Annotated in this window: 4 protein-coding genes and 1 pseudogene; all 5 read left to right on the top strand. The window is 62.1% G+C overall.

Features of this window, described 5'->3' with window-relative positions; genetic code table 11:
• Positions 1 to 872: 872 nt before the first annotated feature.
• Positions 873 to 17,333 (top strand): annotated as a pseudogene (locus tag CHU32_RS23300) (Ig-like domain-containing protein); the annotation flags it as partial.
• Between the two features lie 6 nt (positions 17,334 to 17,339).
• Positions 17,340 to 20,588, top strand: coding sequence for a beta strand repeat-containing protein (locus tag CHU32_RS28975; protein WP_425444909.1), 3,249 nt, complete (start codon positions 17,340 to 17,342; stop codon positions 20,586 to 20,588).
• Between the two features lie 68 nt (positions 20,589 to 20,656).
• A complete protein-coding gene (locus tag CHU32_RS23305) occupies positions 20,657 to 22,063 on the top strand; it encodes a TolC family outer membrane protein (protein ID WP_103750939.1) in 1,407 nt (468 codons plus the stop codon).
• Positions 22,060 to 24,234 (top strand): type I secretion system permease/ATPase, encoded by a 2,175-nt coding sequence (locus tag CHU32_RS23310; protein WP_103678488.1) that lies wholly within the window; start codon positions 22,060 to 22,062, stop codon positions 24,232 to 24,234. Before CHU32_RS23305 ends, CHU32_RS23310 begins: the two co-directional genes overlap by 4 nt.
• On the top strand, positions 24,215 to 25,405 hold the full coding sequence (locus CHU32_RS23315) for a beta-barrel domain-containing protein (protein ID WP_103750940.1): 1,191 nt from the start codon (positions 24,215 to 24,217) through the stop codon (positions 25,403 to 25,405). Before CHU32_RS23310 ends, CHU32_RS23315 begins: the two co-directional genes overlap by 20 nt.
• Positions 25,406 to 25,420: the final 15 nt, after the last annotated feature.

Consider the following 25,420-nt stretch of genomic DNA (forward strand, 5'->3'; position numbering starts at 1 on the left):
ATAATTATTTCGCTCTCACTCAACCTGCACAGAAATTATATAAATACACCGGGCTTTTGTTTTTAATCCACACTCATTATATCCATACCAAAGTCATTAAAATCCAAATAATAAACCATAGTTACCATCTAATAAAAGTGAATGAGATTCATTTGTATAACCAGGCATTATAAAATCACCCTGTTATTGCAGATAAACTATAACCCTATGTTCTTTACGACAATACTTATCCATTATCAGTATATCAATTCATCCCCTGCGCAATTTGCTATAAACAAAATGGCTCTGCCAAAGCCTTTCAGATACCGCAGAACAGCCAGAACATAACCTGCACCCGTTTCAGGCCGGGACCTCTGCTGCCCGCCCTACCGCCGCGCTCCCCGCTCAGACGTAGCGTCATCAATAACCCGAAATTAGTTAAAAAAGCGCGCCGGAAGTGCACCACGGCGGATACCATCAAAAAGGCTAATACAAACAAGGTGCTTCTGTTTTTCTTACCCTTTCCCCCATGTTGATCGCCATCACAAAAACCCCCTATTAATTAACCAACCTACAATTTGCTGTAGGCATCCTTAATTTGCGCTTTTTTTTAGTTCTGGCTATATCATTAATAAGCCAGACGGGAAAAGCATCCGTGAGGAGTACACCCTTTATTCGAGCGCCCCTAAAAAATGTTTTTTCAGGGGCCCAAAATTAAATACCTTTATATAACCACTACCTCTCCATTCGGGAGGCAGTATTACTTGCGAAACGTTAATAAATAACGGTGAGAAACTATTTAAAAATAGCATCTCTGCCGCGGCGATCTTTTACCTGTAATTAAGGGCGACGCGAAAAAAGGCGTCGTTCATATCTGCTGGGAGTAAGAATCAATGGTATCGATATCTGTTATCTCTGCTTTGACTGGCGTAGAAACATCAACCACCGCCTCTGAAGTCACCTTAAGCCATCCCGCCATTGTAAAACTTCAGGTAGCGCGAGCAGATATCGCCTCCTTAGCCCGTAATAACAACGACTTAATCGTTCACCTGCACTCGGGTGAAACCATCGCCATTAAAAACTTTTACCTTGCCGAGGGCGACACCAAAAGTTTACTGGTGCTGGAAGATGGCCAGGGCGCACTGTGGTGGGTGGAAGATCCTGCGGCAGCCGGACTTAATTTTGTGCAAATTGGCAGTATCGACGATCTGCTGGTAACGGCAGGCGCGGGCGCGGCGGCCTCGGATGGCGCAGCGCCGGTGTGGCCCTGGGTGCTCGGCGGCCTGTTGGGCGGCGGCGGTCTGGCGGCGGTTGCGGCCTCCCGCGGTGGAGGCGGCAGTGACGATGATAATTCGCAGAACACCACGCCACCCCCCGGCAGCGAGACGGGAACAGGAGAAGACAACACCCCACCTGGTGCCCCGGAAAATCTGGTTATCAGCGACGATGGTAAAACGATCACCGGCAGCGCCGAACCCGGCAGTACCATCACGGTAACCGACGGCAACGGCACGATTATCGGGACCGGAACCACCGGCAGCGACGGAAACTTCACGGTCGATCTGGATACGCCGCAAACCGACGGCAAACCTGTCGAGGTAGTCGCCACCGATCCCAGTGGCAATACCGGCCCGTCAGCCAGCATCGATACCCCGGACCTGACGGCACCCGATGCGCCAACCAGTTTACTGATCAACGATGACGGCACGACCCTGACCGGCAGGGCAGAAGCCGGGAGTACGGTGCGCGTCACCGATGCCAGCGGCAACCTTCTCGGCACGGCGGTAACGGATGCTGACGGTCATTTTCAGGTCACGCTGAACCCGGCGCAAACGCACGGTGAAACGCTCAACGTCAGCGCGACCGATGCAGCAGGCAATATCAGTCCCTCTGCGACAGTTGTCGCACCGGATCTGGTTACCCCGGAGGACGGGACGTTAGACAGCGTCGTGGACGATACAGGCGCAATTACCGGCGAGCTGCGTAATGGTCAGCTTACCGACGATACCCGTCCGACCCTGAATGGCAGCGGTGAGCCCGGCACGACGGTGACCGTTTACGATAACGGCACCGCGATTGGCAGTACCCAGGTTGATGCCAGCGGCGCATGGCGCTTTACCCCCGACACCGCGCTGTCTGAAGGCGCACATATTTTGACCGTCTCCTTCGGCAATAGCGGGACGTTCTCAGAACCCTTTACCCTGGTTATTGATATTACGCCGCCTCCTGCGCCGACCGACCTCCTCACCTCAGAGGACGGTACGACCGTTACGGGCAGCGCCGAGGCGGGAAGCACCGTTACCATCACCGACGCCAGCGGCAATGTTCTTGGCAGCGGCACCGCCGAAAGCAACGGCAGTTTCACGATTGGCATCACACCGGCGCAGACTAATGGCGAGCCGCTGACGGCCATCGCCCAGGATGCCGCCGGGAATACCGGTCCTTCTGCATCCTTCAGCGGCTCAGCGTCGCTGTACCCTGATGTGCCAACGATCGTCAGCGCCCTTGACGATGCCGGAACCCTGACCGGGCTTCTGGGCAATGGTCAGATCACCGACGATGCCACTCCGACCCTCAGCGGCGACGGTGAGCCAGGCGCAACCATTACGCTCTACAGCGACGATGCGATCATCGGCACCACGCAGGTGGATGCCAGCGGGCACTGGAGTTTTACCCCGCTCGCCGCGCTGGGGGAAGGCGAACACCGCTTTACCGCCACCGCGACTAACGCCAGCGGCACCAGCGGTGCGTCCACGACGTTTACGCTGACGGTCGATCTCACGCCGCCTGCGGCCCCCAACGGGCTGACGATTTCTGATGATGGTACTGCGCTGACGGGTAATGCCGAAGCGGGCAGTACCGTCACGGTCACCGACGGTAACGGTCAGTCGGCTGGCAGCGTGGTGGTCGGCGCTGACGGCAGCTTCACCATTCCGCTTGATCCGCCGCAGACCAACGGCCAGACGCTGAATGTGGTCGCCACCGATCCGGCGGGTAACAGTGGCCCGGTGGCAACGGTAACCGCCCCCGTCAGCGCGCCGGAGGGAACGCCCGTCATCGAGATTGCCCTTGATGATGCCGGACCGATTGTTGGCTCGCTGACCAGTGGTCAGCGCACCGACGATACCACCCCAACGCTTAGCGGCAGCGGCACGCCTGACGCAACCCTGACAGTTTATGATAACGGCGTTGAAATCGGTTCCGTGACGATTGGCAGCGATGGACGCTGGAATTTCACCCCTGATACACCGCTGGGCAATGGCAGCCATGCACTGACCGTCACCGCCACCGATGCGCAAGGTAACGTTAGCCCGGCTTCCGGCGCATTTACGCTGATTATTGATACTGACGCGCCAGCTGTACCCGTATTTATCAGCCTGACCGATGATGCGGGAACCGTTACCGGGCCGCTGATTGACGGCCAGGTAAGCGACGATACCCGGCCAACCTTTACCGGGCGCGGCGAGCCTGGCAGCACCATCACGCTGTATGACAACGACTCGGTTATCGGCCTGGCTACGGTCGATCCTGCCGGGAGCTGGACCTTTACCCCTGCCGACGCGCTGACCGACGGCAGCCATCGTTTTACCATTACCGCCACCGATGCGGTAGGCAATACCAGCGCCGTGTCAGCGCCGTGGACCGTTATCATTGATACTACCGCGCCGGATACTCCCGCCGTGCCAGCGGCAGCGGACGCGTCCGGGTCTCTTACCGGCCCGATTACAGAAGGCCAGACCACCGATGAAACGCGCCCTGTGCTGAGCGGCAGCGGCGAACCCGGCGCTACCGTGAGTCTGTACGATGGCACCACGCTGCTGGGAACCACCGTGATCGCCGACGACGGCGGCTGGCAGTTTACGCCAGTGACGCCGCTGGCTGAGGGTGCTCATGCGCTGACCGTCACCGTCACCGATATCGCCGGCAACACCAGCCAGCCATCAGCACCGCTTAATATTGTGGTGGATACTACGCCGCCTGCCGCGCCAGACGGTCTCATCACCTCTGAAGATGGTACCACCGTGACCGGCAGCGCCGAGGCGGGCAGTACCGTCACCATTACTGACGCCAGCGGCAACGTGCTCGGCAGCGGGACGGCCGGGGATAACGGCAGTTTCAGCATCGGTATTGTTCCGGCGCAGACCAATGGCGAAACCCTGACCGCTACCGCCCGTGACGTTGCAGGCAATGACGGCCCGGCCGCTACCTTCACCGGCTCCACCTCGGGCGTTCCCGACGTCCCGGTACTGGTCTCCATTGTGGATGATGTGGGCAGCATCACCGGTAATCTGACTGACGGGCAGACCACTGACGATACCACGCCCACCCTGAACGGTACCGGCGAACCTGACGCGACCATTACGGTGTACAGCAACGGCGTCGCCATCGGTACCACGACGGTGGACGGCGCTGGCAACTGGCGCTTTACGCCTTCGCCCGCGCTGGCAGAAGGGGAAAATACCTTCACCTTCACGCTGACCGCCACTAACGGCAACGGCACCAGCGGCGTCTCGCAACCGCTGACCCTGATTGTTGATACCACCCCGCCCGCCGCGCCCGAGGATCTGTCAGTTTCTGAGGATGGCGTCACGCTCACCGGGTCGGCGGAAGCTAACAGCACGGTGACCATCACCGATGCCAACGGCAACCTGATAGGTACCGGTGTCGCTGGCCCCGACGGCACCTTTAGCGCCACGCTGACGCCGCCGCAGGTCAATGGCGAAGCGCTGAGCGCCACGGCTACAAACCAGGCAGGCAACGCCGGTCCGGCGGCCAGCGTCAACGCCCCGGACATTACCGCGCCTGCCGCCCCGGACGATCTGGCCGTCTCTGAAGATGGCACTACCCTTACCGGCAATGCGGAAGCGGGCAGCACCATCACCGTGACGGACGGCAACGGTCAGCCGCTGGGAACCACCACCGCCGGGCCTGACGGCTCGTTTACGCTGCCGCTGACCCCGCCGTTAACCAATGGCGAACCCCTGAACGTGGTGGCCAGCGATCCGGCTGGCAACCCCAGCCCTGCGGCGACAATCAATGCGCCGGACACCACACCGCCGGAGATCCCCACCCTGGCGGCAGTCACCGACGACAGCGGTCCGCTGACAGGCCCGCTCACCAGCGGGCAAAGCACAGACGATGCACGTCCGGTGCTGAACGGCAATAGCGAACCGGGCACCACCATCACCGTTTATGACAACGGTACTCTTCTCGGCACCACGCAAACCGATAATGACGGCAGCTGGACGTTCACTCCGCCCACCCCGCTGGCAGACGGCAGCCATGCGCTGACGGTTACTGCTACCGATACCGCGAATAACACCAGCGCGCCCGGTCCGGCGTTTGTCGTGAATGTGGATACCCTCGCGCCGCCAACACCGGCCATTGAGACGATCACCGACAGCGCAGGCACTATCACCGATACGCTGATTACTACCGATCCGCGCCCGGTGCTGAGCGGCTCGGGTGAAGCTGGCACCACTCTCACCGTTTATGACAACGGCGCGCCAGCAGGCAGCGTGGTGGTGGCCGCCGACGGTAGCTGGCGGTTTACGCCTGAAAGCGATTTAAGCGAAGGCAATCACACGTTTACGCTCATCGCACAGGACGCCGCAGGCAACACCAGCTCAGCCTCAGCACCGATCGACCTTGAAGTGGATCTTACCGCTCCCGACGCGCCTGCCACGCCGGTCATTAACGACAACACCGGGATTTACACCGGTCAGGTGGACGACAGCCAGCCGACGGATGAAACGCGCCCGGTGCTTACCGGCAACGGCGAAGCGGGTACGATGATTGCCGCCTGGCGGGGCACCGAAATGCTGGGTACCGCTATGGTCGATGAGGCGGGCAACTGGAGCCTGACGCCGGATACACCACTGGCGCACGGCATCCACGATTTGCGTTTTACCGCCACCGACCGGGCCGGGAACGTCAGCGAGCCGTCAGATACGCTGCGCATTAACGTGGAGCTCGTCGCCCCCGCCGCGCCGAGCGAACTGAACGTATCGCTGGATGGCACAACAGTCACCGGTCAGGCGGAAGCCGGAAACCTGGTGACCATCACCGATGCCAGCGGCAACGTGCTGGGATCGGCGACGGCTGACGATAACGGCGCGTTCTCGGTTAACATTGAGCCTGCGCAAACCAACGGCGAAACCCTGCTGGCGAGCGCCCGTGATAGCGCCGGAAACCGCGGCCCGGAGGCCGATCTTACCGGTTCCACGTCCGGCTATCCTGACGTGCCGACGATCCTCTCCGTGTCTGACGATGTGGGAACCATCAAAGGCAATCTGACCAATGGTCAGCACACTGATGATACCCAGCCAACCCTGAGCGGTACCGGCGAGCCTGAGTCTACCATCACCGTTTACCTTAACGGTGAGGCGGTCGGCAGCGTGCTGGCCGACGCTGCCGGCAACTGGAGCTACACGCCGGAAAATCCGCTGGCGGAAGGGGAAAATGCTTTTACCTTTACCGTAACGGCCACCAACAATAACGGCACCAGCGGCGAATCCCAACCCTTTACCATCGTGGTAGATACCCTCGCCCCGGATGCGCCGGTAATTACCGACGTGCTTGATGATGCAGGCAATATCACCGGCACCCTTACCCGCGGGCAAACCACTGACGATCGCCAGCCGACGCTAAGCGGCAGCAGCGAGCCGGGCGCGACCCTGACGTTCTACGATAATGGCGCGCCGGTTGGCAGCGTACAGGCGGATAACAGCGGTAACTGGCGCTTTACTCCGGCGCAGGCGCTGAGTGAAGGCGATCACAGCATCACCGTTACCGCTACCGACACCGCAGGCAACGTCAGCGATGCCTCCCCTGCCTTTGACTTTACGGTCGTGATCACTGCCCCCGCCGCGCCCGCCCTCACCGCGGGCGCAGACGATGCCGGCCCGGGGACCGGGCCGCTGAGCCGCGGGCAAACTACCGACGACGCTCAGCCACAACTTAGCGGTACGGCCAGCGCCGGTAGCCAGATCGTGATTTACGATAACGGCGTGCAACTCGGCGGGACCACCGCCAATGGCGACGGGCGCTGGACCTTCACCCCTGATGCCGCGCTGAGCGAAGGCAACCATGACTTTACCGCCACCGCCGCCGATACCGCAGGCAACGTCAGCGACGCTTCACCGGTCTTCAGCCTGATCGTTGACCTCACCGCCCCCGATGCACCTGCGCTTCCCACCATCAATGACGACACCGGCAGCATTACCGGGCCGCTGGCTGAGGGTCAGGCAACCGATGATACGCGTCCAACCCTCAGCGGCACGGGCGAGGCGGGTAGCCTCATCACCCTTTACGATGGCGATACAGTCACCGGCACCGCGATTGTTGATGATAACGGACAGTGGAGCTTTACCCCGCAGGCCGCGCTGAGCGAAGGTGAGCACGTCCTGACCTTCACCGCCACCGACAGCGCGGGTAACGTGAGCCAGCCTTCAGCGCCGATCGCGTTTGTAGTGGATACCACGCCGCCTGCCGCCCCAACCGGCCTTGCAATCAGCGAAAACGGCGTTACCGTCACCGGGAATGCCGAAGCAGGCAGTCTGGTGACCATCGTTAACGCGGGCGGCACGGTGCTCGGCTCCGCCAGCGCGGGCGATGACGGCGCATTCACTATTGCCATTTCTCCGGCGCAGACTGCCGGGCAGCCGCTGACGGCCGTCGCCCAGGACAGCGCGGGCAACAGCGGTCCGGCAGCCAGCTTCACCGCCACCACGTCCGGCTTCCCGGCCGTTCCGGCCATCGTGTCTGCGACCGACGACGTTGGCGCACTGACCGCCCCCCTGAGCAATGGCCAGCCCCCAGACGACACGCGCCCGCAGCTTGCAGGCACCGCCGCGCCCGGCACATCGTTGACCGTTTATGATAACGGCAACCTGCTGGGCACTGCCCTGACCGGGGCCAACGGTCAGTGGAGCTTTACGCCCGCGACCGTTCTGGCGGAAGGCTCTCACGCCTTTACGGTCACGGCGACCAACGCTAACGGCACCAGCGCGCCGTCAACGGCCTTTGCCCTGACGGTGGATGTCAGCGCGCCTGCCGCCCCGATTATCGGCGAGATCCTCGACGACGCAGGCAGCCTGACCGGCCCCATTACCGCCGGACAGCCTGTTGACGATCCGCAGCCTCGCGTCACCGGCAGCGGTGAACCGGGGACCACGGTAACGCTTTATGACAACGGTACGGCAATCGGCAGCGCCACGGTAAACCCGGACGGAAGCTGGAGCCTGACCCCCGACGCGCCGCTGGCCGATGGCGAGCACTCCCTGACCGTGGTCGCCACCGACCCGGCAGGCAACGTCGGCCCGGCATCACCGGCGGTCACGCTGACGGTAGATACGCTTGCGCCTGATGTTCCCGCGATTACGGCGATTATTGATAATCAGGGTCCGGTCACCGGTCCGCTGTCAGAGGCGCAGGCCACTGACGCCACGCTGCCGGTGATTAACGGCACTGGCGAGCCGGGCGCTACCATCAGCATTGTGGATAACGGCACGCCCGCCGGTACCGCGCAGGTTAATGAACAAGGAAACTGGACGTTTACCCCGGCCTCACCACTGAGCGAAGGGCCGCACGCCATCACCGTCATTGCCAGCGACGCGGCAGGTAACGCCAGCGCCCCGTCCGCCGCCTTTACGTTTACGGTCGATCTGACTGCGCCTGCCGTACCGGCGCTGCCGACGCTGACGGATGATACCGGACCGCTCACCGGCGTTATCGTCAACGGCGCGCGCACTGATGACAGCCAGCCGACGTTCACCGGCAGCGGCGAAGCTGGCACCACCATCACTTTGTATGATGGCAGCGTCGTCCTCGGTACGGTTCCGGTTAACGAGGACGGGAGCTGGACCTTTACCCCGACTACCGCGCTGGCGGAGGGAAGTCATGCCCTGACCTTCACTGCTACCGACGCGGTGGGCAACGCCAGCCAGCCGTCTGCGGCTATTCGTATTGTGGTGGACACCACCGCGCCTGCCGCGCCGGGCGATCTGGCGGTTTCCCCGCAGGGCACCACCGTCACCGGGACTGCGGAGGCCGGTAGTCTGGTAACCATTACCGATGCCAGCGGTACCGTGGTGCTGGGAAGCGCAACGGCCAATCCTGACGGCACCTTTACGGTCACCATCTCCCCGGCGCAGACCGCCGGAGAATCTCTGCTGGCGCAGGCTACCGACAGTGCCGGTAACGCCAGCCCCGCCACCGCCTTTACCGCGACCGACTCCGGCTTCCCGGATGTGCCGGTTATCGTCTCGGTCAGCGATGACGTCGGGCCGGTAGTGGGTAATCTGAGCAACGGTCAGCGCACCGATGATATGCAGCCGACGCTTACCGGCACTGGTGAGCCGGGGGCGACCGTCACGATTTACAACAACGGCTCGGCGATTGGCACCGCGCTGACCGACGGCGATGGCAACTGGACGTTTACCCCAGCCGACCCGCTGCCGGAAGGGGAAAACAGCGTGACCTTTACCGTCACGGCCAGCAACGGTACCGGCACCAGCGACGAATCGCAGCCGTTTACGCTGATTGTCGACACCGTAGCGCCGGACGCGCCGGTGATCGGACAAATTATTGATGATGTGGAGGGCGGCACCGGGCCCCTGACCAGCGGCCAGCCGTCGAACGACCCGCAGCCAACGCTGAGCGGGACCGCTGAGCCAGGTGCCACCATCACGATTTATGATGGCGTAACCGCCCTGGGCACCGCAGTAACCAACGCCAGCGGCGTCTGGAGCTTCACGCCGCCTGCGCCGCTCGCCAGCGGGACGCATCCGCTGACGGTGGTGGCGACCGACAGCGCAGGCAACAGCAGCGCGCCTTCAACCGCCTTCAACCTGCAAATCGATACCACGCCGCCTGGCGCACCGGTTATCGTCACGGTAACAGATGATATCGCGCCCGGTACCGGCCCCGTCACCAGCGGCCAGCCGACCAACGATACGCAGCCCCGTTTCAGCGGTACCGCCGCGGCAGGCGCGACCGTCACGCTTTACAGCGATGGCGTGGCGATCGGCAGCGCGCGGGTGAGCGAAGCGGGCAACTGGACGCTGACACCAGCGCAGCCGCTGAGCGACGGCACGCATGCCATCACGGCGGTCGCCACCGACGCCGCCGGTAACAGCGGGCCGCTCTCCGCCAGCTTTACGCTGGTGGTCGATATCAGCGGGCCGGACGCGCCGATCCTCACGGCTATCGCTGACGATACCGGGAGCGTTACCGGTGCCGTGGCGGCGGGCCAGACAACGGATGACACCCGTCCGACGCTGAGCGGGACCGCGGAAGCGAATACCAGCGTTGAGATTTTCGACAACGGCACCGCCATTGGCCGCGCGGCGGTGAACGCCGACGGCGAGTGGCGCTTCACGCCTGCCACGGCGCTTGCCGAAGGGCCGCACAGCTTTACGTTGGTTGCCACCGATGCCTCCGGCAACAGCGGCCCGGCCTCGTCGCCTTTTGCCATCACCATCGACACTACCGCCCCGGAAACGCCGCTGATTGACAGCGTCAGCGATGACAGCGGCAGCATTACCGGCACGCTCACTAACGGCCAGGCTACCGACGACACCCGCCCGACGCTCAGCGGCAGCGGCGAACCCGGTTCGGTTATCCGCCTGTACGATAACGGCGTGGAAATCGCTTCGGTGCAGGCCGACGCCGATGGCAACTGGAGCCTGACGCCACAAACGCCGCTGGGCAGCGGCAATCATCCGCTGACGGTCACCGCCACCGATGCGGCCGGAAACAGCAGCGCCCCGTCGCCAGTATTTAACGTACTGATTGACGTGAGTGCCCCTGTCGCGCCGGTTATCGCCAGCGTCATTGATGATGTTACCGGCGATCCGCAGCCGTTAACCAGCGGCCAGCTTACGCGTGATACGCAGCCTGCGCTGAGCGGAACCACGGAAGCCGGAGCGACCGTGCGCATTTTCGATAACGGCGAGCAACTGGGCGTCGTTCAGGCAGACGGCAGCGGCAACTGGCAATTTACCCCGCCTGCCGCGCTGGGCGAAGGGACGCATAACCTTACCGTCAGCGCCACCGACAGCGCGGGTAATAGCGGCCCGGCATCAACGGCCTTTACGGTGGTTATCGACCTGACTGCGCCGGAGGCTGCCGCGCCGACCATCACCGATGATACGGGCCTGATCACCGGGGTGCTGACCGACGGCCAGCGCACTGACGACACGCGCCCGGCGCTCAGCGGCAGCGGCGAACCCGGAAACCGGATCGTGCTGTTTGATAACGGCGCTGAGCTGGGCAGTACCACGGTGGGCACCGATGGACAATGGCAATTTACCCCGGACGCGCCGCTGGCCGAGGGTAGCCACCGCTTTACCGTGCAGGAAACCGACAGTGTCGGCAACGTCAGCCAGCCATCCGCCGCCGTCACGGTGATTATTGACGTGACGCCGCCGCAGGCAGCGGTTATTAACGCCGTCACTGAGGATGGCACCACGGTCAGCGGAACAGCGGAAGCGGGCGCGTTAATTACTATCGTTAACGCCGGAAACGTGCAAATTGGCAGCGGCGTTGTGGATGCTGATGGCAATTTCACCGTGCGTCTGTCTCCCGCCCAGACCATGAGTCAGCCGCTGGAAGCGCGTATCCAGGACAGCGCCGGTAACGTCGGCGAACCGACGCCGTTTACCGGGTCCGACTCCGGCCTGCCCGATGCGCCAGCCATTCTCACCGTGACTGATGACGCTGGCGCGCTGACCGGCAGCCTGAATGCAGGCCAGGCCACTGACGATACGCGTCCGCTGCTGAGCGGAACGGCGGAAGCCAATGCGCAGATTGTGCTGTACAACAACGGCACGGAACTGGGCCGGGTTCAGGCCGATGCCAGCGGCAACTGGAGCTTTACGCCGCAGACGGCGCTGGCCGACGGTCCGCAACAATTCACCGCCACCGCCACTACCGCAGCGGGAATCAGCGGGTTTTCTGCTGCCTTCGCCATTGTGGTGGATACCCTCGCGCCTGATGCGCCAGCGGATCTGAGCGTCAGCGCCGACGGCCTTAGCGTCACCGGCAGCGCGGAAGCAGGCAGCCGCGTCACCATCGCTGATGCCAGTGGCAACCCGCTTGGTAGCGGCATTTCGGGTGAAAACGGCAGCTTCAGCGTCACGCTTACCGCGCCGCAGACTAACGGCCAGCCGTTAACCGCCATCGCGACCGATGCCGCCGGGAACGCCAGCCCGTCCTCAACCATCCGTGCGACAGATAGCACCGCCCCGGATGCGCCAGCCGATCTGGCAATCACTCCGGACGGCAGCGTCGTTACCGGGCGTGCCGAGCCGGGCAGCACGGTTAACATTGTTAACGCCGACAATGAAAATGTCGGCAGCGGCACGGCGGATGAGAACGGCGATTTCAGTATCGAACTGACCACCCCGCAAATCACTGGCGAGCCGTTAAGCGCCACGGCTACCGACGCCGCTGAAAATACCGGACCGGCAGCGACCGTCACCACGCCGGATCTGACACCACCTGTCGCACCGTCCGGGCTGATCGTTTCCGAAGAGGGCACCAGCGTATCAGGCACGGCAGAAGCAGGCAGTACCGTGACGATTACCGGGCCGGGCAACGCACCGCTCGGCAGCGCCACGGCGGATGCCGACGGTCAATTTACCGTGACCCTGACCACGCCACAAACCAATGGCGAGCAGCTCAGCGCCACAGCCACGGATGCAGCAGATAACGTCGGTCCCGCCGCTACGGTTAACGCCCCGGATATTACCGCCCCGCAGCCACCCGCGATCGTAAGCGTAGTGGATGACGTGACAGAGTTCACCGGCGAGCTGACCGACGGGCAAAGCACCAATGATACCCGCCCCACCCTCACCGGGACTGCCGAAGCCAGTGCCACGGTCCGTATCCTTGATAACGGAACCGAGATTGGCTCGGTCACGGCGGATGCCAGCGGCAACTGGAATTTCACGCCGGACACCGCCCTGAGCAACGGCGGACATGTCCTCACCGTCACAGCGACCGACGGCGACGGTAACGTCAGCCAGCCTTCCGCCGCCTGTAGTCTGGTGGTGGACACCGAGATGCCTCAGGTCCCGGCTATCACGCTGGTCACCGATGATATTGCCCCGGTCAGCGGCCCAGTCGCCAGTGGGCAAAGCACCAACGACCCGCGCCCGACGCTCTCCGGCACCGGCGAAATTGGCTCTACGGTGACGATTTTTGATAACGGCACGGCGATTGGCAGCGCGCAGGTCAGCGATACCGGAAGCTGGAGCTTCACGCCAGCAGAGGCGCTGGCAGCGGGCGCGCATCGCCTGACGGTCAGCGCCACCGACGGCGTGGGCAATACCAGCGCGCTTTCCACGCCGTTTACGCTGACGGTGGATACCACCCTCCCGGACGCGCCGGTCATTACAGCCGTCATTGACGACGTCGGCAGCATTACCGGACCATTAACCAGCGGCCAGCGGACCGACGACACCCGCCCGGCCCTCAGCGGTACGGCGGAGGCTAACAGCACGGTACGTATTATGGATAACGGCACCCTGATTGGCACCGTGCAGGCGGGCAATAACGGCGGCTGGAGCTTCACGCCGACCGCCCCGCTGGCCAACGGCGCGCACACCCTGACCGTTACCGCCACCGATGCGGCGGGCAACGTCAGCCCGGCGGCGAGCGTTAATCTGACCGTCGACACCCTCGCCCCGGCCGCGCCGACGATTGTCACCGTCACCGATGACGTCGGCAGCGTGACCGGCACCCTGACGCGCGGGCAGACGACGGACGATACCCGTCCGCTGTTGAGCGGCAACGGCGAACCGGGAGCAACGCTTAATCTGTACGACAATGGCACGCTACTCGGTAGCACGATGGTCAGCCCGGCAGGCGACTGGAGCTTTACGCCAGCCACGGCGCTGAGCGAAGGTTCACACGCCCTGACCGCTGTCGCCGTGGACGTGGCAGGCAATGCCAGCCCCGCCTCCGCCGCGTTTACCATCGTGGTAGATATCACCGCGCCGACGACGCCAGACCTTACCGCCGTGACCGATGATGTGCCGGAAGGCACCGGCAGCCTTGTGTCCGGTCAACAGACCAACGATACTCAGCCGACCCTGAGCGGCAGCGGCACGCCGGGTGACACCATTACCGTTTTTGACGGTGATGATGCGCTGGGTACAACACTGGTGGATATCAATGGTAACTGGAGCTTTACCCCACAGACACCGCTGGGCGTGGGCGGACACAGCTTCACGCTGACCGCCACCGATCCGGCGGGGAACGCCAGCGCGCCGTCTGCGCCATTCACCCTTGATGTGCAGACCGCCGTACCTGACACGCCGGTGCTGCTGAGCGTGAATGATAATGTCGGGGCCGATGTCGGACCGCTCACCAGTGGCGATTTGACCGATGACAACCTGCCTACCCTCACCGGCACCGCTCCGGCGAATACCACCATCACCATTTACAACGATGGCGTGGCGATTGGCACCACGCGTGCGGACGATGAAGGCGGCTGGACCTTTACGCCAGACAGCCCGCTGGCAGACGGCACGTATACCCTGACCCTCATCGCCACCGATACGGCAGGCAATATCAGTCTACCGACCGGGGCGTTTGCCCTGACCATTGACGCCAGCGCCCCTGTCGCACCGGTGATTACCGCTGTTGAGGATAATGTCGGCCCGTTCACTGCGCCGTTGGCCAGCGGCGGTTTTACCGACGATACTGTGCCGCTGGTCCGTGGCACGGCGGAACCCGGCAGCACGGTGACCCTTTACGCCAACGATGTTGATATCGGTACCGCCGTGGTGGATGGCACAGGAAACTGGACCTTTACCCCGTCCACGCCGCTGACCGAAGGAAGCTGGGTTCTGACCGTCAGCGCGGCGGATGCGGCTGGCAACGTCAGCGGCCTCTCTGCACCGTTTACCCTCAACGTGGACCTCACCGCGCCTGACGCGCCGGACGATCTGACCACGCCCGGCGACGGCACCTCGGTGTCGGGTACGGCGGAAGCCGGGGCAACGGCAATCGTCAGCGACGGTCTGGGAAATATCCTTGGACGCGCGGTTGTCGGCGAGGACCGCACCTTTACCGTTCCCCTGACGCCAGCGCAGACCAGCGGCGATCCGCTGACCGTGGTGGTTCAGGATGCGGCGGGCAATATCAGCCAGCCTGCCATTTTCCCATCGTCCGGCTCAGGCCTGCCGTCGGTGCCGGTGATCACCACCATCACTGATGATGTCGGTACGCTTACGGGCAACCTGACCAACGGCCAGAGTACCGATGATAACCAGCTTTCGCTGAGCGGGACCGCGCAGCCGGATGTGCTGGTGACGATCATCGTTGACGGCGCGATTGTTGACACCGTGGAGGCCGATGCCAGCGGCGCATGGTCATACGATCTGCCCGCAACGCTTAACGACGGGCCGCACACCTTTGCAGTCAACGCCACCAATGCTAACGGCACCGGAGGCACCTCTTCACCGGTGACGATTATCGTTGATACCGCTGCGCCGGATGCCCCGGTCATCGCCCAGGTCACGGACGATGTTGAGGCGCTGACCGGCACGCTCCTCAACGGACAGATCACCAACGACGCGCAGCCGACGCTGAGTGGCACGGCGGAAGCCGGAGCCACGGTCAGTATTTACGATAATGGCGATCTGCTGGACAGCGTGGTGGCGGATGCGCAGGGGAACTGGAGCTTTACGCCTGCGGCGGCGTTAGACGACGGCACCCACGATCTGACGGCTATCGCCACCGATACCGCAGGTAATAGCGGCCCGGCCTCGGCACCGTTCACCGTGGTGGTCGATACCCTCGCCCCGCCGCTGCCGGTGCTGACAAGCGTGGTGGACGACGCCGGGACTGTCACCGGACAGCTTGCCACCGGTCAGAGTACCGACGATACCACCCCTACCCTTAACGGCACCGCTGAGGCCAATGCCACGGTACTGATTTTTGATAACGGCAGCCAAATTGGCAGCGCGCTGGTCAGTAATACCGGGGCCTGGACCTTTACCCCGACCACGCCACTCGCCGCCGGGCCACACAGTTTCACCCTGAGCGCGGTGGACACGGCGGGGAATACCGGCCAAACCACGGCACCGTTTGCTATCACCATTACCACGACCGCTCCGGACGTTCCGCTCATCACCACGATTGCCGATGATGCAGGAACGATCACGGGCGCACTGACGGAAGGCCAGTTTACCGATGACAACCTGCCGACCCTGAGTGGGACAGGGATTGCGGGTGCCACGGTACACATTCTCGACAACGGCGCAGAGATTGGCGTGGCGCTGGTCGATAATAACGGCGCGTGGGACTTTACGCCTGAGACGCCGCTGGGCGACGGCGCACACAGCTTCACCGTCACCGCCAGCGATGCGGCAGGCAATACCAGCGCCGCCTCACCGGCGTGTACCATTAACGGCGATACTGCGCCGCCGCTCGCGCCGACCATCGCCGCGGTTGTTGACGCGACCGGTCCGCTGACCGGTGCGCTGGCCGTGGGACAATCCACGGACGAAACGCGCCCGACGCTGAGCGGAAGCGCGGAAGCGGGCGCAACGTTACAGATCCTCGACAATGGTGCAGAAATCGGCGTGGTCACGGTGGGCGATACCGGCAGTTGGGTCTTTACCCCGGACGAACCGCTGGCAGAAGGCCCGCATGACATTACCGTGGTGGCCACCGACGCGGCGGGCAATAGCGGTCTGGCCTCTGCCGGATTTGCATTTACCGTTGATACCCTCGCGCCAGTCGCCCCGGTCATCGTCAGCATTACCGATGATGTCGGCAGCGTAACCGGGACGTTAACCGGCGGCCAGTCTACCGATGACACCCGGCCGCTGTTGAGCGGCACCAGCGAGGCCAACGCGACGGTGCAGATTTTCGATAACGGCACCGCCATCGGCACTGCGCAGGCAAACAACAATGGGGAATGGACCTTTACCCCTGCTGCCGCGCTCGCGGGCGGCAGCCACGCCTTTACCGCTGCGGCAACCGACGCCGCAGGCAACGCCGGTCCGGCCTCCGCGCCCTTTACCATCGTGGTGGATACCGTTGCGCCTGTCGCGCCGGTTATTGCGCTGGCAACCGATGATATTGGCAGCGTGACCGGGCCGCTGACCAGTGGTCGCACTACTGATGATACCCGGCCCGCATTCAGCGGTCGCGGAGAGCCTGGCTCCACCCTGCGTCTGTTCGACGGCGGCGTGGAAATCGGCACCGTCACCGTGGCAAACAACGGCAACTGGAGCCTGACGCCAGCAACCGCCCTTGCCAGCGGCACGCATACGCTGACCGCCACGGTCACTGACGCCGCAGGCAATACCAGCCCGCTGTCCAGCCCCTTCACGTTGACAGTGGATATCACCGCACCGGATGCACCAGCGATCGTCAGCATTACCGATGACATCGCGCCGGTGACGGGCGTGATTGGCAACGGGTCCGCGACCAACGATGCCCGTCCGACGCTGAGCGGCACCGGCGAAGCGGGCGCAACGCTGCGCATTCTGGATAACGGCGCACAAATCGGCACCACCACCGTGGCGGCCAACGGTAGCTGGTCCTTTACGCCCGCCACACTGGCGCAGGGATCGCACAATCTCACAGTGACGGCCACCGACGCAGCGGGCAATACCGGCGCGGCCTCTGCGGTTTACACCATTGTGGTCGATACCGTCGCTCCCGCAGCACCTCAGGCGGCCATTAACGCCGACGGCAGCGTTATCAGCGGCACCGCTGAGGCAGGGAGTACGGTCACCGTCACCCTGCCTGGCAACGTGCAGCTCACCACCACCGCCAGCGACAGCGACAGCGGCGCATGGAGCATTACCCTGACTGACCGACAGACCGAAGGTGAGGCAATTTCGGTGACCGCCCGCGCCGCGGCGGGCAACGTGTCTGCCGCCACGGCCCTGACCGCCCCGGTGCTGCCGCTCTCCGCCAGCGATAACGTTGAGGAGCTGGATCTGACCACTGACGCCACTGTCACGACTGAAAGTTACAGCGACTATGGCATCCTGCTGGTCGGCGCGCTGGGTAACAGCGCCACGGTCATTGGCAACGACACGGCACAGGTCACCTTTAACGTGGCGGAAGGCGGCAGCGCGGATCTCAGTATTGATTCCGCCGCCACCGGTATTGTGCTGTCGCTGCTGAATACCCAGCAGATCGCCGTGCAGCGTCTTGATGCCGCCAGCAACGCCTGGGTGACGGTAGCTGACTCCTCGCAGCCGCAGTTTGCCGACCTGTTGACCCTGAACGGCAGCAGCGTCAACTTCAATCTTAACGGGCTGACCGGCGGCACCTACCGCGTGCTGAGCTATAACTCTAACCTGCTGGCGACCGGCTCCTTCACCAGCCTGAACGTCTCAGTCATCCAGACCAGTGCCGGGACGCTGAACGGTGAAACAACCCACGTCGGCAACGTGATCCAGGATGTCGATCCGGTGAGCGGCGCAGACTGTGCGCCGAACGGCACGGTGGTAAGCCAGGTCACCAGCGCCAGCGGCCAGACGGTCAACGTCGGCGCTGGCGGGGCGAGCATCGACGGTCAGTATGGCACCCTGACCATCAACCCGGACGGCAGCTACAGCTACACGCTGACCAGCACTTCGCCGACGGTACTGGGACGCACCGAAAGCTTCACCTACACCTTGACGCATAACGGCGTCAGCGATAGCGCGCAACTGGTGGTTGCCCTTGGCGCGGGCACGGCGGGCAATGCCGTCACTGCCGTGGATAACACCGCCACGCTGAACTATGAGACGCAGGTCGAGGCGGTTGATAACGGTCAGTCGTCGCAGACCAGCTTCTCCGTGGTCGGCATTGCGCTGGGTAACGTGCTTAATGCCAATATTCTGGACAACCTGACCAACCCGATCATCTTTGATGTTGAGGAAGGATCGACCCGCACGCTGACCCTGCAATCCAGCGCGGGTGGCGTCGCGTTGCTCTCTACTTTCGATCTGTACGTCTATCGCTTTAATGATGCCATTCAGCAGTTCGAGCAGTACCGGGTCGAACCTGGCTGGCTACAGGTTCCGCTGCTGGGCGGTCAGTCCAGTCAACTCACCCTTACCCTGCCGGGCGGCGAGTATCTGTTCCTGTTGAATAACGCCTCCGGTGTCACCGTTCTCACAGGCTACACCCTGAATATTCTTCAGGATCATGTCTATAACGTCGAGAGCGTCAGCGCCGCCACCGACGGCAACGTGCTGGAAAATGACGTTGCCCCGGCGGGCACGCTGGTCACGGAAGTTAACGGCGTCGCGGTGGGTGCAGAAGGTGCAACCATTGAAGGCAGCTATGGCACGCTATTCATCGATCAGGACGGGAACTATAGCTATACCCTGCGCAGCGGCCTCGGCGCTGACAGCATTAACGCGCCGGACAGCTTTATTTATACCGTCCGCACCCCGGACGGCGGCACGGACAGCGCGTCGCTGAATATTAGCGCCACGCCATTGCCTGTCAATGCGGCAGACGACGTCAGCTCGCTGATGACCTTCAACGTCGTGCAGGATACCGCCGCCTTTACCGACAATACGGTCGGCAATGCCAACTGGACCAGTTCGCTGTTCACCCGCACCAGCGGTACCGGCAGCGGCACGATTGAAGTGGCCGCCGGGACGGCGGTGAAAGACGCGGTGCTGCACTTTAACGTGGCCTCCGGGCTGGCGCTGGGCGGACTCACCGTCAACTGGACACTGTATGACGGCGCAACCGCCATCCGTACCGGCTCCTTCGGCGGCGGGGCGCTGCTCGGCAATAACATTGCGGTAAATCTCAGCGGGCTGGAGCTGCATCCGGGTAACTACACGCTGAGCTATACCGGCAGTATCGGCGCGCTTTCGGTAGGCAGTATTACCATCACCCCGAGCGTCACCGGCACCACGTACGATCTCGATAATTTCGAGACCAGCGGTGTGCATACCGTCAGCGGCAATATCTTTGACGGCAGCGACGCGGGCGGCGTGCTGGATCAACTTTCAACCGTCGATACCCGTCTGACCATTACCGGCTACAACGGCAGCAGCACCACGCTGGACCCCTTTGCCAACAGCGGTGCCAGCGGTACGGTGCAGGGGCATTACGGCACGTTGGCGATCAACGTCGACGGCTCATACACCTACACGCTGACGCCGGGTATCGCCACCTCGTCCATTACCACGAAGGAGACCTTCAACTACACCCTGAATGACCAGAACGGGCATACGGATAACGCCACGCTGACCATTGATATGGCCCCGCAGTTCGTGAGCACAGCACAAAGCGACGCGGTGATCGGCACCGCCTATGCCGACACGCTGATTTATCAGTTGCTCGACACCGCCAGCGCCACCGGCGGTAACGGCAACGATAGCTGGAGTAACTTCTCGCTGGCGCAGGGCGATAAAATCGACATCGGCGATCTGCTGGTGGGCTGGAACGGCGATCAGGTAGCGCTCGGCAGCTACCTCAACGTCACCACCAGCGGCAATAACACGGTGATCGCCATTGACCGTGACGGCGGCGGATCAACGTATCAATCCACTAACCTGGTCACCCTGGAGAATGTGCAGACTAATCTCGAAGAGCTGATCCAACAAAATCACATTATTACCTGATGTACACAATAGCGCCGGGCGACCTCGCCCGGCGCAGATAAGCAGTACCATTTTCTTAGGGATAACTTATGCCAAAAATACGGCCCGTTGTCGGGTGGCTGGTTAGCTGCCTGTGTCCGTTTCAGCTCTGCGCCGCCGAAGCGCACCCGACGATTACTTCCGCTGAGCTTGCTCAGCAACAGGCGCTGCCGTCGCTGGACGGCGTGACCGCTTTACCGCTGGAAACCGCCGCGCCCGGCCAGTTAACGCTGGAAAAAGCGGTCGATCGCGCCGTGGCATGGCACCCCTCCATCGGCGAGGCGGTGGGCAAGCTGGCCTCACAAAACGACCAGGTTGATGTCGCCCGGGCGAAATATTATCCGCAGGTCAATGCGGGTATGAATAACGGCTACAGCAATACTTACTCCGACAGCGGATTCAGCCCGTCGCTGGTGTTATCGCTTTCGCAGATGCTCTATGACTTCGGCAAAGTCTCACGCCAGGTGAACGCGGAGCGCGCCGGGGTGGCGCAGGAGCAGGCTAACGTTCTGCTCAGCATCGACACCGTCGGGCACGATACCGCCACGGCGCTGGTGCAAGTGCAAACCTGGCAGCAGATGGTGGCGATAGCGCAAGAGCAGCTTGACGCGCTAAACGCTATCGGACGTCTGGCCCACCAGCGCAACGATGAAGGCGCGAGTTCGCTTTCCGATGTGGTGCAGACCGAAGCGCGTATTGAAGGCGCGCGGGCGCAGCTTGTGCAGTATCAGGCCAGCCTTGAAAGCGCCCAGGCCACGCTGATGACCTGGCTGGGCTGGAATAACCTCAATGGTATCAGCAACGATTTTCCCGCAAAACTGAACCGCAGTTGTGACGTGGCTCAGCCCGACGATCGGCTGGTACCGTCGGTGCTGGCGGCATGGGCGCAGGCCAACGTTGCGCAGGCCAATCTGGATTACGCTAACGCCCAGATGACGCCAACCATCTCTCTGGAGCCGGAAGTCAGACACTATCTTAATGATAAATATGCCAACAGCGCCGAACTGGATCGCACCCAGTACTCCGCATGGGTACGGGTCGAAATGCCGATTTATCAGGGCGGCGGCCTGACCGCACGGCGCAACGCCGCCAGCCATGCGGTGGAAACGGCGCAGTCCACCATCCAGCGCGTGCGTCTTCAGGTGCGCCAGAAACTACTGGAAGCACGCAGCGAGGCGCTAAACCTGGTAACCTCGCTTCAGGTGCAGGCCCGACAGCAGGCGCTGAGTGAACGTACCCGGCAAATTTATCAGCAGCAGTATCTGGATCTGGGTTCCCGCCCGCTGCTGGATGTACTGAATGCCGAGCAGGAGGTTTATCAGGCGCGCTTCGCTCAACAGCAGACGCTTAACCAACTCCACCAGCTTCAGCTTAACTGTCTGTATAACACCGGCAAACTACGCAGCGCGTTTGGCCTTGAAAATCGACGCATTCAGTCGGTGGAGATCCAGCCATGACATACGAAGACAAGGCATTGAGCGGGACCATGCTGGCACGCTGGGCGCTGGCGATGGCCGACGTAGCGGCGCACTATCGCGTCGCCTGTTCACCGGCGACCATCCAGGCCAGCGCCCCGTGGTTTCAGGGGAAATCGTGGCTCCCTGCCCTGACGCAGTTAGCGCGCCAGAGCGGGCTGTCATTCCAGCCGCTGACCGACCCGCAGCAGGCGCTCTCCCGCTGGCAACTGCCGGTGGTCGCCGTGCTGGCAGACGATCAACTGGCGGTGATCGAGCAGTTTGACGGTAACGACACCCTCGAGGTCAGCTTTATTGGCGACCAGCGTCAGCGTAACCGCGTGGCGCTGAGTGCGCTGCTGGCCGACATCCGTTACGTGGTGGCGTTGCGCCCGCTCTCGGCGCTGAAGGACAGCCGGGTAGACGCCTATATTTCCCGCTTTCGCCCCGACTGGCTGAAACGGCTGGTACTGAAAGATCTCAAGCCCTACGGCCCGGTGATGCTGGCGGCATTGCTGATCAACGTACTGTCGCTCTCCGGCATTATCTTTTCAATGCAGGTCTATGACCGGGTGATCCCGGCGCAGTCGTGGCCATCGCTGTATGTTCTTGCCATTGGCGTGTTGATCGCCGTGATCTTCGGCTTTCTGCTGCGCATCGCGCGCGGCAATATTATGGATCTATTAGGCAAACGGGCCGATATGCGCATCTCCGACCGGGTATTCAGCCACGCGCTGCGCCTGCGTAATAGCGCCATTCCGCGCTCTACCGGCAGCTTTATTTCCCAGTTGCGCGAACTGGAGCAAATCCGTGAAATGGTGACCTCATCCACCATGTCAACGGTGGTCGATCTGCCCTTCTTCTTGCTGTTTATAGTGGTGCTGGCGATTATCGCCCCGCCGCTGGCGTGGATCGCCCCGGTCGCCGCGCTGATGATGATCCTGCCCGGCCTGCTGCTGCAAAAAAAACTGGCGGTGCTGGCAAACCAGGCGGCACATGAAGCCACGCTGCGCAACGCGGTGCTGGTTGAGAGCGTACAGGGACTGGAAGATATTAAACTGATGCAGGCGGAAAACCGCTTTTTGCAGCAGTGGAATCACTATATCCGCATTACTGCCGAATCCGGTCTGCAAACTCGCGAACTGTCGCAGGGGCTGATTAGCTGGGGGATCACCGTGCAGAGTCTGGTCTATGCGGCGGTGGTGATGTTCGGCGCGCCGCTGGTGATTGACGGCACCATGACCACCGGTGCGGTGGTCGCGGCCTCAATGCTGGCTTCGCGCATGATTGCGCCGATGGCGAACCTGTGCGGCGTCCTGGCCCGCTGGCAGCAGGTGAAAGCGGCAAAAGTGGGGCTGGACAGCATTATGCAGCTTCCCACCGAGACACAGCGCGACGACAGCCTGATACATCAGGAGATTTTTCACGGCCATTACCAGTTCGAGAACGCGCAATTTCGCTATCACAACGACGACCAGCGTATTCCGCTGCGCGTTAGCAGGCTGGAGATCCAGCCCGGCGAACGGGTGGCGATCCTCGGGCGTAACGGTGCCGGGAAATCCACGCTGCTTCAGGCGCTGGCGGGTGGCGTGGAGCTGGCTGAAGGCGAAGCGCGCCTTGACAGCCTGAGCCTGCCGCACATCGACATGGCGGATCTGCGGCGCAATATCGGTTTTCTCAGCCAGAATGCGCGGCTGTTTTACGGCACCCTGCGCGAAAACCTGACGCTCGGCGCGCCGCACGCCAGCGATGAGGAGATTTTTAATGTACTGGATATCTGCGGCGCGGCGCGTTTTGTTAAAACGCAGCCGAAGGGTCTTGACCATCCGATCATGGAGGGCGGCACCGGGCTTTCCGGTGGTCAGCGCCAGTCGATCCTGCTGGCGCGAATGCTGTTGCGCTCGCCGAATATTGTTTTACTGGACGAACCTACCGCCTCGCTGGACGAACACACCGAACGGGAATTTATTCAGCGGCTGGGGGAATGGCTGGGCAACCGCACGCTGATTGTCGCCACCCACCGCGTGCCGGTACTCGACCTGGTGGAACGGGTGGTGGTACTGAAAGAAGGACAACTGGTCATGGACGCGCCAAAAACGCAGGCGTTAAGTCAGAGCCGTAAAGCCACGCCGATAAATGGACGGGAGGATAACAATGAAAACCAGTCAGCGTGACGCCGCATTTGACGATCTGGATCTCAGCCGCGAGAACGCCTTTTCCGGATCGACCCGTATTATCGTGCTCTGCACTCTGCTGTTTGCGATTGCCGGCGTCTGGGCGTGGTTTGGCGTGCTGGACGAGGTCTCTACCGGCACGGGTAAAGTCGTGCCCAGTTCGCGCGAGCAGCTTTTGCAGTCGCTTGATGGCGGCGTGCTGGCGGAGCTGATGGTGCGTGAAGGCGATCAGGTGCAGGCGGGCCAGGTGGTCGCACGTCTCGATCCCACCCGCTCTGAATCCAACGTCGGCGAGAGCGCGGCGCGCTACCGGGCCTCTCTTGCCTCCAGCGCACGCCTGTATGCCGAGGTTAGCGACAAACCGCTGGTGTTTCCCGACTCGCTAAAAGCCTGGCCGGATCTGATCGCCGCCGAAACGCGATTGTATAATTCTCGCCGCGCACAGCTTGCCGATGCTCAGGCGGAACTTAAGGACGCCCTGACCTCGGTAAATAAAGAACTGGCTATCACTCAGCGGCTGGAGAAAAGCGGCGCGGCAAGTCACGTCGAAGTGCTGCGCCTGCAACGGCAAAAAAGCGATCTGGGGCTGAAAATGAGCGATCTGCGCTCTCAGTATTACGTTCAGGCGCGCGAGGCGTTATCCAAAGCCAACGCTGAAGTCGAAATGCTCTCGGCGATTATTAAGGGCCGGGAAGATTCAGTAACGCGTCTGACGGTACGCTCGCCGGTGCGCGGCATCGTGAAAAACATTCAGGTGACGACCATCGGCGGCGTCATTCCGCCTAACGGTGAAATGATGGAGATTGTGCCCATCGACGATCGGCTGCTTATTGAAGCCCGGCTCTCGCCGCGCGACATTGCCTTTATTCACCCGGGCCAGCGCGCGCTGGTAAAAATTACCGCCTGGGATTACGCCATTTATGGCGGTCTGGAGGGCGAAGTGGAAACCATTTCACCGGATACGATTCAGGATAAAGTAAAACCGGAGATATTTTACTACCGGGTATTTATTCGCACCCATCAGGATTTTCTCGTCAATAAAGCAGGCCGCCGGTTTTTCATTGCGCCGGGAATGATTGCGACGGTCGATATTAAAACCGGGGAGAAAACGATTGTGGATTACCTGATAAAACCCTTTAACCGCGCGAAAGAGGCGCTGCGGGAGCGTTAATCGCGCTTGATAATA

This window comes from Superficieibacter electus, from assembly GCF_002915575.1.
Lineage (GTDB): Bacteria > Pseudomonadota > Gammaproteobacteria > Enterobacterales > Enterobacteriaceae > Superficieibacter > Superficieibacter electus.